12 protein-coding genes are annotated in these 13620 nt (G+C 36.0%); 11 read left to right on the forward strand and 1 reads right to left on the reverse strand.

Annotation, left to right across the window (positions count from 1 at the left end; translation table 11 throughout):
- Positions 1-9 precede the first annotated feature (9 nt).
- From C7390_RS06445 to C7390_RS06480, 8 genes are all read left to right on the forward strand, one after another.
- On the forward strand, positions 10-678 hold the full coding sequence (locus C7390_RS06445; RefSeq protein WP_055174211.1) for an LbetaH domain-containing protein: 669 nt from the start codon (positions 10-12) through the stop codon (positions 676-678).
- Positions 679-764: 86 nt separating this feature from the next.
- Positions 765-2831, forward strand: a complete 2067-nt coding sequence (locus tag C7390_RS06450) for a methyl-accepting chemotaxis protein (RefSeq protein ID WP_055307182.1) — start codon at positions 765-767, stop codon at positions 2829-2831.
- 134 nt (positions 2832-2965) lie between these two features.
- Complete coding sequence (locus C7390_RS06455; protein ID WP_022203704.1) at positions 2966-3670, forward strand: iron-sulfur cluster assembly scaffold protein; 705 nt, start codon at positions 2966-2968, stop codon at positions 3668-3670.
- A 14-nt stretch (positions 3671-3684) separates the two neighbouring features.
- Positions 3685-4695, forward strand: a complete 1011-nt coding sequence (locus C7390_RS06460) for a GGGtGRT protein (RefSeq protein ID WP_022203705.1) — start codon at positions 3685-3687, stop codon at positions 4693-4695.
- Positions 4696-4951: 256 nt separating this feature from the next.
- Positions 4952-6970 carry a hypothetical protein gene (locus tag C7390_RS06465; RefSeq protein ID WP_116443821.1) on the forward strand — a complete coding sequence of 673 codons (2019 nt, stop codon included), beginning with the start codon at positions 4952-4954 and terminating at the stop codon, positions 6968-6970.
- A gap of 264 nt (positions 6971-7234) precedes the next feature.
- The gene (locus tag C7390_RS06470; protein WP_055307162.1) at positions 7235-7894 is read left to right on the forward strand and encodes an energy-coupled thiamine transporter ThiT; all 660 of its coding nucleotides are present in this window, start codon (positions 7235-7237) and stop codon (positions 7892-7894) included.
- Between the two features lie 46 nt (positions 7895-7940).
- The gene (locus tag C7390_RS06475; protein WP_055174242.1) at positions 7941-8441 is read left to right on the forward strand and encodes a GreA/GreB family elongation factor; all 501 of its coding nucleotides are present in this window, start codon (positions 7941-7943) and stop codon (positions 8439-8441) included.
- A gap of 30 nt (positions 8442-8471) precedes the next feature.
- Complete coding sequence (locus tag C7390_RS06480; protein ID WP_318295594.1) at positions 8472-10373, forward strand: ATP-dependent helicase; 1902 nt, start codon at positions 8472-8474, stop codon at positions 10371-10373.
- On the opposite strand, the gene C7390_RS06485 is transcribed toward C7390_RS06480, so the two are convergent.
- Complete coding sequence (locus C7390_RS06485; protein WP_116443823.1) at positions 10343-10672, reverse strand: DUF1292 domain-containing protein; 330 nt, start codon at positions 10670-10672, stop codon at positions 10343-10345. The two genes, C7390_RS06480 and C7390_RS06485, sit on opposite strands and share 31 nt — an antisense overlap.
- 294 nt (positions 10673-10966) lie before the next feature.
- On the opposite strand from C7390_RS06485, the gene C7390_RS06490 reads away from it, so the two are divergent.
- The 3 genes from C7390_RS06490 to C7390_RS06500 all read left to right on the forward strand — a co-directional run bounded on the left by C7390_RS06490 (position 10967) and on the right by C7390_RS06500 (position 13612).
- A complete protein-coding gene (locus tag C7390_RS06490) occupies positions 10967-11431 on the forward strand; it encodes an Lrp/AsnC family transcriptional regulator (RefSeq protein ID WP_055174245.1) in 465 nt (154 codons plus the stop codon).
- Between the two features lie 139 nt (positions 11432-11570).
- Complete coding sequence (locus tag C7390_RS06495) at positions 11571-12506, forward strand: AAA family ATPase (RefSeq protein ID WP_055174246.1); 936 nt, start codon at positions 11571-11573, stop codon at positions 12504-12506.
- A complete protein-coding gene (locus tag C7390_RS06500) occupies positions 12503-13612 on the forward strand; it encodes a DUF58 domain-containing protein (RefSeq protein ID WP_055174247.1) in 1110 nt (369 codons plus the stop codon). The genes C7390_RS06495 and C7390_RS06500 overlap by 4 nt, the downstream gene beginning before the upstream one ends.
- Positions 13613-13620 lie beyond the last annotated feature (8 nt).

Here is a 13620-nt window from a genome sequence, read left to right on the forward strand (position 1 = left end):
AGGAAAGTTATGAACGAACAGATTACAATCAAAGAGTTGTTTAGTCTTGATAAGACTATAGCCGCAGGAATATTTGAAGGTGCTGTGTATCCTTGGGAGGTATTATCAAAGATTGGTGATTATATTGTTGGACTTGGTAATTCACTTCCACAAAAGGAATATTATAAGAGAGGTGATAACATATGGATACATAAGGAAGCAACAGTATTTGACTCGGCGTATATAGCAGGTCCTGCTATTATATGCAAAGGTGCAGAAGTAAGGCATTGTGCATTTATAAGAGGAAAGGCTGTTGTAGGAGAAAATGCAGTCGTTGGTAATTCAACAGAGTTAAAAAATGTCATATTGTTCGATAATGTGCAGGTTCCTCATTATAATTACGTGGGAGATTCAATATTAGGCTATAAGGCACATATGGGTGCAGGTTCAATTACATCTAATGTAAAGTCTGACAAGAAGCTTATTACAATAAAAGGACCAGATGGAAATATAGACACTGGAATTAAGAAAATAGGAGCATTTCTTGGTGATAATGTTGAGATAGGATGTGGCAGTGTACTTAATCCAGGTACTATAATTGGAAGGAATAGTAATATATATCCGCTTTCAAGTGTCAGAGGTTGTATTAAATCGGGTTCAATCTATAAAAATAGGGCTGAAGTGGTTGAAAAATATTAAGAGTATATGTTATTATGTCCAAAGTATAAATGTGAACACAATGTGAACATTTATAAAATAATAAAAAAATAAGGTGAGGTAAAGATATGAAAGCTTTTAAGGGAATTGGTTCTCAATTGGTATTATCGTTTGCCGTTGCAGTATGCGTTGCAATAATTCTTGTATCGCTTGGTTCTATCAGGATAACTAAGACATCGATAAATGCAAACACAGAAGTGACAAGTGAGCAGACATTGGATAATGTTCAAGAGGGATTTACAACATATTTAAAGACTCTGTCACAGCCAGTCGACCTTCTTACACGTAAGAATGAGATTAAGCATTTGGAAGATCAGGGGGAGCTTGATGATAATGTTAAGGCAATAAAAGATTCATTAGTTGCATCTGTTAAGGTAACTAATGGAGCAGAACTTGCTTTCTTTACAACTAAAACAGGTTTAAGAGTTGATGGATGGGCAGAGATTAACCCAGAGACAGGTAAGACAGCTAATAAGGGAGGTCTTACAAGAGGTGTTAACGATACAAGCAAGAGCTGGTATCAGAACTGTATAGGCTCTAAGGCAAGAAATACTATATATTCACAGTTCTCAGATCCATATGTAGATTCATCATCAGGAAAGACTATATTCACAGTTTCACAGGAAATTAAATATACAGATGGTGCTAACTATGGTGCCGTAGGGCTTAATATTGATTTCGCAGAAGTTGAGGATTATGTAAAAAATATAGGACTTCTTAATACAGGATATGTAATACTTGTTAATAAAGATGGAAAGATTCTTGTAGATAATGATAAGAATACTAATGTCCAGGATAATGTAACATCGCTTGAGTGCTGGAATACAATTAAGAATCTTTCGGAAGACCAGTATGACACAACATTTTCTTTTGATGAAAAGATTAATGGGGAGTCAGTACATATTGTAACTTCAAAGGATGCTGTTACAGGCTGGACACTTATGGGATTTATCAGTGAATCAGAGACACAGGCAGTTGTTAATAAGATTGCACAGACAACAATTGAACTTGCTATTATTGCACTTATAATTGGTATTGTTATAGCTTTAATTATAACAAGAGCGGTTACTAAGGAACTTAAGACACTTAATAATGCTATGAATATGATGGCTAATGGTAAGCTTACATATAGAATTAATGTAAAGAGCAAGAATGAGCTTGGTCAGGCAGAGGCTAACTACAATGTTATGGCAGACCAGATATCATCACTTATTAAGGGTGTTGAAGAAAAGTCTGGTGTACTTATAACTGCTTCACAGAAGATTTCAAATGTAAGTGAATCAACAACAGAGACAGTGAATCAGGTATCAGAGGCTATCCAGAGCGTATCAATCGGAGCTTCAGGACAGGCAGAGAGTACACAGAAGGCAACTTCTGAGGTTGAATTACTTGCTTCTAAGCTTCACGAAACAAAGGCTTATGTAAGTGATATTAATGATATGTCAGTTGAAACTAAGCAGCTTAGTGATCAGGGTCTTACAATTGTTGATGATCTTATTGAAAAGGGCGAAAAGTCAAAGGATAATTCAAGATTTTCTAAGAACGTAGTTAATGAGATGATTGAAAGTATCAATAAGATTAATTTCATATCAGATGCTATTACTGAGATCACAGAACAGACTAACTTGCTTTCTCTTAATGCAAGTATTGAAGCTGCAAGAGCAGGTGAGAGTGGAAGAGGTTTTGCAGTAGTTGCTGACGAGATCAGAAAGCTTGCAGAACAGTCACAGTCATCTACAGATGAGATTAAGCAGATTGTTAAGGAAATAAGTGCTAAATCAGTAGTTGCAGAAAAGACTATGGACGAAAGCGTTGATATAATTGATGAACAGAATAAGTCAATTAATGATGCCAAAGAATTATTTGGACATATATCAGATGCTGTCAATGCATTAAAGGAAGGTCTTGATAATATAGCCTCTCTTAATGAGCAGATGGATGCAAGCCGTGAAAATGTTGTTAAGAGTATGGAAGACGTAGCTTCTGTATCTACAGAAACAGCAGCTGCTTCAGAAGAAGTATCTGCATCGGCAGAAGAAGTTAATGCAACTATGCATACACTTAACCAGTTTACAGTTGAACTTGATGAAATTGCTACTCATTTAACAGAAGCAATTAACAGATTTGAGCTTTAATTACATTTTCCGATAAATTTTGATATTTTTTACACAATCATAATTGACTTACGCAGTATGATGTGAGAAAATAATGCAAGGATAAAGGGGTTCGGTTATGTCCGGATCCCTTATATAACGAAAGGAGTAATAAGATGATTTATACACAGGAAGTTGAAAACATGTGTCCAGTAGCACAGGGCGTTCATCATGGCGCTGCTCCAGTTCCTACAGAAGGAAAGTGGGTACAGAATAAGGAAGTTAAGAATATTTCAGGTTTTACACATGGTGTTGGCTGGTGTGCTCCTCAGCAGGGTGCATGTAAGCTTACATTAAATGTTAAGGAAGGTATTATTCAGGAAGCTTTAGTTGAAACAATCGGATGTTCAGGTATGACACATTCAGCAGCTATGGCCGCTGAAATCTTACCAGGCTTAACAGTTATGGAAGCTTTAAATACAGACTTAGTATGTGATGCTATTAATACAGCTATGAGAGAATTATTCTTACAGATTGTATATGGCAGAACACAGAGTGCTTTCTCAGAAGGCGGTTTAGCAGTTGGTGCTGGTCTTGAGGATCTTGGTAAGGGACTTCGTTCACAGGTTGGTACTATGTATGGTACTCTTGCAAAGGGACCACGTTACTTAGAGATGGCAGAGGGATATGTAACAGGTATCGCTCTTGATAAGGATGATCAGATTATTGGTTATAAGTTCGTTAACCTTGGTAAGATGACAGACTTCATTAAGAAGGGTGATGATCCTAACACAGCATATGAGAAGGCAGCTGGACAGTATGGCCGTGTTGCTGATGCAGTTAAGATTATTGATCCTAGAACAGATGAAGAGGTTAAGTAAGGAGGACGAATATAATGGCATTATTTGAATCATATGAGAGAAGAATTGACCAGATCAACGCTGTGCTTAACAGCTATGGTATCTCATCTATAGAAGAAGCTGAGAAGATTACTAAAGATGCTGGTTTAGACGTATATAACATGGTAAAGGGCATTCAGCCTATCTGCTTCGAGAACGCTTGCTGGGCTTATATTGTCGGTGCAGCTATCGCAATCAAGAAGGGTGCTAGAAAGGCTTCAGAAGCTGCTGCAGCTATCGGTGAAGGTCTTCAGGCATTCTGTATTCCGGGTTCAGTTGCTGACCAGAGAAAGGTTGGTCTTGGACATGGTAACCTTGGTAAGATGCTTCTTGAAGAAGATACAGAATGTTTCGCTTTCTTAGCAGGTCACGAATCATTCGCTGCTGCTGAAGGTGCTATTGGTATCGCAGAGAAGGCTAACAAGGTTAGACAGAAACCTCTTAGAGTTATTCTTAACGGTCTTGGTAAGGATGCTGCTAAGATTATCTCAAGAATTAACGGATTCACATTCGTTGAGACAGAGATGGATTATGCTACAGGCGAAGTTAAGGAAATCGAAAGAATCGCATATTCTGACGGACTTCGTTCTAAGGTTAACTGCTACGGTGCTAATGACGTAACAGAAGGTGTTGCAATTATGTGGAAGGAGAATGTTGATATCTCTATCACAGGTAACTCAACTAACCCTACAAGATTCCAGCATCCAGTTGCAGGTACATACAAGAAGGAAAGACTTGAAGCTGGCAAGAAGTACTTCTCAGTAGCTTCAGGTGGTGGTACAGGTCGTACACTTCACCCAGATAATATGGCAGCAGGTCCTGCTTCTTATGGTATGACAGATACTATGGGACGTATGCACTCAGATGCACAGTTCGCTGGTTCATCTTCAGTTCCTGCCCATGTAGAAATGATGGGTCTTATCGGTATGGGTAACAACCCAATGGTTGGTGCTACAGTTGCTGTTGCTGTTTCTGTACAGCAGGCTGCTGATGAAGGTAAGTTCTAATAGAAAACTAGCATTTATGGTGTTTAGAGAGCTTTTAGAGAAATCTAAAGGCTCTCTTTTTGATATTCATTGTGGGATTGGACATCGATAAATGATTAAATGTCCACATCTTTTTTATTAAATAAATGTCTTGTCTTGCTAATGAAAATGTAGTATATTAACAATAGTTTCTTGAACGACAACTAAATATTTTAGCGTGATAAGCAGCTTATAATGGAATGTGTGCTGCTTTTATCAGATGAATGGAGGAATTGTTATGAAGAGTATATATTTGCTCAAAGAAGATTTTAAGAATTTTCCAATAGGAGAGTTCCCATATGATAAGAATCATTCTGCAATGGGAGAGTATCATTTTGTGCAATATCCAGGGTATTATGGAAAATGGTATGACCCAGTGTGTAATTACAGATATAACGGACAGGGTGCTTCATGGGTTATTACGGAGTATTGTGGGAAGCATTATATGGAGCAGATGAGGCTTCATAATACAGAGCCGCATAGAACTTTCCCAACTCTTGAGACTGGAGACCGCTTTTGGGAGAATTATGATATAGAAGCAAGTGTCAGAATGTTTAATACTAAGTGGGGAAATGCTGGTATTGGTTTCTGTGCACAGAATTCTCTTAATATGCTTGTATTTATGTTTGAAGATAAACAGGTAAAGCTTGTTTACCGCCATAAAGAAAATGTTGAGGAGCTTGAAAGTAAAGCATTTGATTATAATAGTGACGATACATATATATTAAATGTAAGTGTTAACGGCAGTCATGTTGAGTGCTATGTTAATGGCACTAAATATATAGATATTGATACAGTTTATGCTGTACAGGGGGGAAAGGCAGCAATTACGGCTACTATACCATCGGCATTTGGCTACATTAATGTCAATGTAGATGAAAAGACAGATGAAAGAATTAAAGCTAAGAGGGAAGAATACAGTAATAAATGCACAGAAGCACAGAGCAGATATCCAAAGATGAAGCTTGTTAAGAAGATAGACCTTAAAGGCTGTGGAACAGGAAGACAGGTGCGTTTTGGACACCTGCTTGGTAATGGAGAGTATCAGATGGTGCTTGCCCAGTGTCAGAAAAGAGTCAACAGAGATGCATATGGAACTATAAGCTGTCTTACAGCTATGGATTTGGATGGTAATATATTATGGCAGTATGGTGAACCTACAGATAATATGGAGATAGGAAATATATCTGCTGATATGCCAATGCAGATATATGATATTGATGGTGATGGATACGATGAGGTTATAACTGCCAAGAATTTCGAGGTGCTTATACTTGACGGAAAGACAGGAAATGTTAAGAAAAGAGCAAAGACACCATTATCGACAATGGAAGAAGATGGCACAATTATAGGTGTTCCTGATGGAGAATATGCATTTGACAGAATTAACCCTGATGGAATGAGGATATGCAATTTCAGAGGACTTGACAAGCCAAGGGATATTCTTATTAAGGACAGATATTGCAGGGTATATGCGTTAAATGATGACCTTGAAGTTATGTGGCATTTTCAGAGTGATAAGAATACAGGACATTTTCCATTTGCAATTGACATTAATGGTGATGGCTATGATGAACTGCTGGTTGGATATAATATGCTTGATTGTAATGGAAAGAAAATGTGGACTATGCCGTTTAAGGTAGACCACATTGATGAAATTGTACCAGGAAGATTTGAAACAGGTCCTAATAAAGGGAAAAAATTCTTTGCGTGTGTTGCAGGTACACAAGGTTTTATTCTTTGTGACTTTGAAGGTAATATTTTAAAACAGGACGGAATTGGACACGCACAGAGAGTGAGTCTTGCTAATTACTGTCCGGATAAAGAAGGATATGAGATGGCTGTAGTTAATTTCTGGGGACATCAGGGCATTATATATTTCTACGACAGTGAAGGAAATGATATGTGGGAAATGGAGAATGAGCTTAATGGTAATCTGCTTACGCCGGTTAACTGGACAGGTGACGGACAGGATTTCATACTTCTTAATGCAGATGTTAAGAGAGGTGGAATGATAGATGGTAATGGAATACAGGTTGTAAAGTTCCCTGATGACGGACACCCAACTCTTTGCACGGAGGCGGTTAATCTTTTAGGTGATGCAAGAGATGAAATTGTAACGTGGGATTATAATTATATGTATATATACACGCAGGATGACGAGCCGATGGAAGATGCTTACAAGCCATATAAGTATCCGGACTACAATGCTTCTAATTACAGAGGTGAGTATTCATATAGGAAAATATTCTGGTAAAAAGATGATAAATAAACAAGATATCATATATTGATTATAATAGCTGATAGAATATTAATGATGTAAGGGTTAAAAGAAATTTTAACACTTATTGCGGTGTTCGGATTGCTGCATTGCTATGTAATCCGAACAATCCGCTAACACCCCAGACTTCAATAAAAACATATTCTACGACTTTTTATTCCGGAATATTGCATATATTTAATAATATGTTATAATACTAAAAGAATATATGATTATTTAATATTGGGGAGGTTGATATAAGTGCTTGCAACAAAGATTGTGAGTGAGGATGGTATAAGTTATAATCTTACACCACTGGGATATGTAGTGCTGATAGCAGTAGTTATTGTTGTGCTGGCTGTTGGTTTTATAGTAAAGGATAAGAAGACACACAGCGTAAAGAGGCTTGTGACATCAGCTATGGCTATTGCGCTCGCTACACTAACTTCGTTTATTACTATATTTAAGATGCCTATGGGAGGTTCAGTAACACTTTTTAGTATGCTGTTTATCGTGCTTATAGGATACTGGTATGGAATAAGTGCAGGTATGACAGCTTCAATAGCGTATGGAGTATTACAGCTTATTGTTAATCCATATATTATCAGTCTGCCACAGATGTTTCTTGACTATATCTTTGCATTTGGTGCATTAGGATTATCAGGAATATTTGCTAATTCCAAGAATGGGTTGGTTAAAGGCTATATAGCAGGAATTGCTGGAAGATTCTTCTTCTCATTCTTATCAGGCTGGATATTCTTTGCGGTGTATACACCGGAATTCTTTAATAGTGCTGTATTATATTCGTTAGCATATAATGCGGCATACATAGGTGCAGAAGGAATTATTACAATAATTGTAATTATGCTTCCACCGGTAAAGAAAGCTATTTTATATGTTAAACAGACAAGCAATGAATAGCCTTTTTATAGTAATGGTATGTTTATATTAAGGAGATGTTGTAATCATGAATAATGAACTTACTCCAAGTGACATCAAGAAAATGGAAGATGAGATCGAATACAGGGTTCACATTGTGAGGAAAAAAGCTCTTGATGATGTTAAAGAAGCAAGGGCACAGGGCGATTTGAGTGAGAATTTTGAGTATTATGCCGCCAAGAAGTTCAAAAATCAGAATGAGAGCAGAATAAGATATCTTCAGCGAATGATTAAGACAGCAACGGTAATATCAGAAGAGTCGGCAGATGATGAGGCTGGTGTTAATAATACAGTTGAAGTTAAATATGAGGACGACGGTTCTACAGAGAAGATTAAGCTTGTGACAACGGTAAGAGGTGACTCTCTTGAAGGACTTATAAGTATTGAATCGCCTCTTGGCAAGGCAATACTTGGACACAAGGCTGGAGATAGGGTAGAAGTGGTCGTCAACAGTAATATAAGCTATTGGATTGAGATTTTATCTATTGAGAACACAGATGATTCAGGGGATAAGATTATGAGCTTCTAAGAAAGGTGGATAATCATTAGCAGAACAGATATACATTTAAGTGAAGCACAGAATAGAGCAATACATTTTAAAGATGGACCTGCACTTGTTATTGCAGGTCCGGGTTCGGGAAAGACCACAGTTATAGTTAACAGAGTATATAACCTTATTATTAAGCATAATATCAAGCCGTCATCAATACTGGTTATAACTTTTACCAAAGCGGCGGCGGTGTCTATGAAAGAAAGGTTTATGTCTTTAGAAGGAAGTCTTAATGTGCCAGTTACATTTGGTACATTTCATGCGGTGTTTTTTACGATATTGCGTCACGCATATAATTATTCAGTTAATTCCATTATTACGAGAGATTTACAATATAATTTTATCAGGGACAAGCTTATAAGCTTTGAACTTGAATATTCAGATGAAAATGAAACGGTAAACAGCATTTTATCGCAGATAAGCAAGGTAAAGAATGAGTGTCTTAATATAGATGAGTATATCAGTACAGCCTGTCCCTACGAAACATTCAGGATAATATATAAAGAATATGGAAAAATGCTTATATCAAGAAGGCTTATAGATTATGATGATATGGTAGTTCTGTGCAATGAGCTTCTTACACAGAGGGCTGATTATAAAGCTGCGTGGCAGGATAAATACAAGTATATTCTTATTGATGAATTTCAGGATATTAATAAAATGCAGTTTGACACAATTAAATTGATTGCAGGGGATAGTGCGAATATATTTGCTGTTGGAGATGATGATCAGAGTATATATGGATTTAGAGGCTCTAAGCCTGACATTATGCTTGCATTTAAAGATTATTATAGTAATGCAGAAATAATAAATCTGAATGTCAATTACAGGTGTACTGATAATATTGTTAAAGCAGCACGAAGCCTTATTGGTAATAATTCTCTACGATATTACAAAAATATCAAATCAGCAGGTATGGTAGGAGAATGTATACAGGTACAGGGAGCAAAAGATATACATAGTCTTAAGAAAATGCTTTCGGATAATATAAAGAAGTTGATAGAAGATGGCATTGAACCATCAGATATTGCTGTTATATCAAGAACCAACAGTATTAATGGTATATATTATTCCAGACTTATTGATGATGGAATTCCCTGCATTTCGGTGATGAAACAGGAGAATATATATGATTACTGGGCTGTTAAGGATATGCTTGCATATATTAAGGTGTCGAATGGAAACTGTAAAAGAGAGGATATCTTAAGGATTGTCAATAAACCATTAAGATATATAAAAAGGACATTTATAAAAGAACCTTTTAGTTATGAACAGCTAAGAGCTTCTTATGATAATAATGCTGAAATGATAAATATAATCAATGACTGGCAGTTTGATATGAATATAATTAAAAATATGTCGCCATATGCGGCAGTTAATTATATAATTAAAGGTATTGGTTATGAAGAATATTATAAGGAATATATATTAACACATAGGATTAACGGGACGGAAGCTTACGATAAGATTGAAGAATTCAAAGAAATGGCAAAGCAGTTTGACACAATAGATAACTGGCTGGAATATATTAATAACAATAATATAAGTATGAATAATTCTAAAAATACAGTATTAGTTGAGAATATAAAGGCTTCTAAAAATTCTTATCCGCAAGATAACGATAATGCAGTACATTTTCATACAATGCATAGTTGTAAAGGACTTGAGTACAAAGTGGTATTTATTATGGACGTGGTTGAGGGGATAATTCCTTATAATAAAGCTGTGCTTGATTATGAGATAGAAGAGGAGAGAAGGCTTATGTATGTCGCGATGACAAGGGCAAAAGAAAAGTTGTATCTGTTATATGCTAAAAGCAGATATAACAAGGATACAACCATTTCAAGATTTGTTACTGAGATAGATGACCATTATGTTGATTATTCGTTCTCAGAGTCTTCCTGTTCGTAGAGCTCTTCATATTCCATAGCATCAAGTTCTTCGTCAAAAGCATCTGATACGATTTCGTATTCTTCATCAGATTCGATATTTTCAAGAACGGGTTCGTTGTTGCTGTTAAGAGAAAATCTGTATAAGTATACTTCACTTTCTTCTTCATCAATATCTGCAATAGGTAAAAGTGCAATATAGTTCTTATCTCCTGCTGGGAAAGTACGGATTATTGCACACTCTAACTCAGTGCCATCATCTAATGATAATGTTACTGTTGAATATTCAGAGTTGTTATTAAAATCTTTATTATCTGACATAAGTGCCTCCATTAAATATAGTCATTAACATACAATAAGAACTTTACCATATAAGTAGTATAAAAAGCAAACATTATAAAAGAAAAATTAAGAAGACACACGAAAAAAAGTTAAGAAAAATAATAAAGAACTATAAAAAAACATAAAATTAGGGGTTGTCAATTTATAAAAAAAGGTGTATATTACATATAAATTAATAAATTAAGTCAAAGGGGACAATTCAGGCATACAAAGCTCGGGTTGTCTCTTTTTTGATGTTAAGAAAGCAATGCCACAGATTAATGGAGGACAACTATGGACAAAATTGATAAGAAATTAATTACATTACTTCAGAATAATGCGAGAATGCCACTTAAGGCATTGGCTGAAAATGTGTTTTTATCATCACCAGCAGTTTCAGCAAGAATAGAAAGACTTGAGAAAGAAGAAATAATAGAAGGCTATGGGGTTAAGATTAACCAGATTAAATTAGGCTATCATATAACAGCATTTATTAATCTTGAGGTTGCACCTGTACAGAAGCCGGAGTTCTATCCATTTATCAAAACCTGCCCTAATGTAGTTGAATGTAACTGTGTTACAGGTAATTATTCAATGCTTCTTAAGGTTGTATTTCCAAGTACAATGGAGCTTGATACATTTATCGGACAGTTACAGAAGTTCGGAAGGACAAGTACACAGATAGTATTCTCGACTCCTGTTGCACCAAGAGGAATTGATGTTAATCAGGAGCTTCCGGGAGAAGAACCACAGGCGTAAATATAATAAAATTTAGTAAAATTTTATGCAAGAAAGCCACAGGTGTTATTGATACATCTGTGGCTTTTTGGTACTATATTAATATGTGAAATGAGGTAAGGCACAGAATATATAATTAAAGAAAAGGCGGGGTAATTAAATGCAGATAACAGACATATTAGATAATGTTTCAAAGGTTATAGTCGGTAAAGAGGAAGTTACAAAAAAAGTAATTACAAGCATACTTGCAGGTGGACATATTCTTTTAGAAGATGTTCCAGGTATGGGTAAGACGATGCTTGCCAAGACATTAGCAAAAAGTATTGACTGCGATTTTGGAAGAGTGCAGTTCACACCGGATCTGCTTCCATCAGATATAACAGGAATACATATATATAACCAGAAAAGTGAAGATTTTGTATTAAAGAAAGGACCTGTATTTGCAAATATCATTCTTGCTGATGAAATTAACAGGGCTACACCAAGAACACAGTCAGCATTGCTTGAGTGTATGGAAGAACATCAGGTTACTATAGATGGTGATACATTACAGTTAGATGAACCATTTATTGTAATAGCCACAGAAAATCCAATAGAAACAGCAGGAACATATCCGCTTCCAGAAGCACAGCTTGACAGATTTCTTATGAAGCTTGAAATGGGATATCCGGATAAGGAAGAGGAGATTACAATACTTAACCGTTTTCTTAAGGATAATCCAATAGAAGATATTTCTAATGTATGTTCCAAAGAAGATATTAAAGCCATGAAGAATGAGGTTAAGAATATATATATTCATCCTTCGCTTATAGAATATATTGTAAAGCTTGCAGAAGTTACACGTAATATGGGAAGTGTTGCAATAGGAATAAGCCCAAGAGGTTCAATAGCTATGGTTAATGCAGCAAGAGCATATGCTTATGTTAATGGACGTAATTATGTTGTTCCATCAGATATTAAAGAGCTTGCTTTATGTGTATGGGGACACAGACTTGTATTTAATACAGGAATGGTTGCTAAGGAGAACAGGGAACAGACAATAAATGAGGCATTATCACAGGTAGAGGTGCCTACTGAGGAATGGAGCAATAGATGAATATAATATTAATGCTTATAGGTGTGGTTATTGTATATAACATATTGAGGATTACCTACAGGGATAACTGGAGCAGGAATTTATCGGTTGATGTTACATTTTCCAGCAATACAGCTACAAAAGGTGATACTATCAAGATGGTGGAGACAGTAACTAATGCTAAGAGAATGCCACTGCCTTGTGTTAATATTAAATTCAGCATAGACAAGAATCTGGTGTTTGGGCAGGAGGATAATAATTCCAGAATTACAGATAAGACTTACCGCAACGATGTATTTTCACTTCTTTCTAACCAGAGGGTAACACGAAAGATAGATGTATTGTGTGCCAGAAGGGGTGTATATAGATTAGAAGCCATTGAAACTGTATTTGCAGGTGCTTTTATGAACGATATTATGATTAATAATAAAAATGTTAATCATATGATTACAGTATATCCCAAGCCAGAAAATGTTAATAATCTTTTACAGGTCAATAACAGTATTTTAGGTGAGCTTGAAAGAAGAAAATATCTGTTAGAGGATAAGTTCGTATTTGCAGGAATAAGGGATTACCAGTCTTATGACAGCATAAGGGATGTTAATTGGAATGCCAGTGCAAGAACGGGAAAGCTTATGGTTAATCAGTATAATGAAACAGTGAGCCGTAATGTATGTATCCTGCTTAATCTTGAAAGCGAGGGCGTTCTTATGCAGGAAGATGTTATTGAACAGGCAATATCAATAGCGGCAGGTCTGGCCCAGCTTCTTATAGGAAAGGGCATCAATGTATCTGTAACATCTAATGGCTGTGATATTGATACTAAGGAGCAGACAGTGATAGAGGCTGGAAGCGGACTGTCACATTTTGGACGTATCAACACGGCATTTGCAAGAATAGATCTGAAGCTTCCTATGCAGGAATTCAGCATTATTCTTGATAATATGCAGGAATATAATAATAAGAACCAAAGGCAGGATTCGGTGTATGTTCTTATATCAGCTAACAAGCACGGAAAATTAAAGCTTTCAGCAGAAAGACTTATGTCTAAACAACAGAATAAAATATGGATTGTTCCGTGTGTTGTATCAGGCAATGGAAGCCTGTATCTGGAAAAGCTTGATTAGAATGTATA

It is taken from the genome of Bacteroides galacturonicus, from assembly GCF_003096855.1.
In the GTDB taxonomy this organism is placed as follows: Bacteria; Bacillota; Clostridia; order Lachnospirales; family Lachnospiraceae; genus Lachnospira; species Lachnospira rogosae.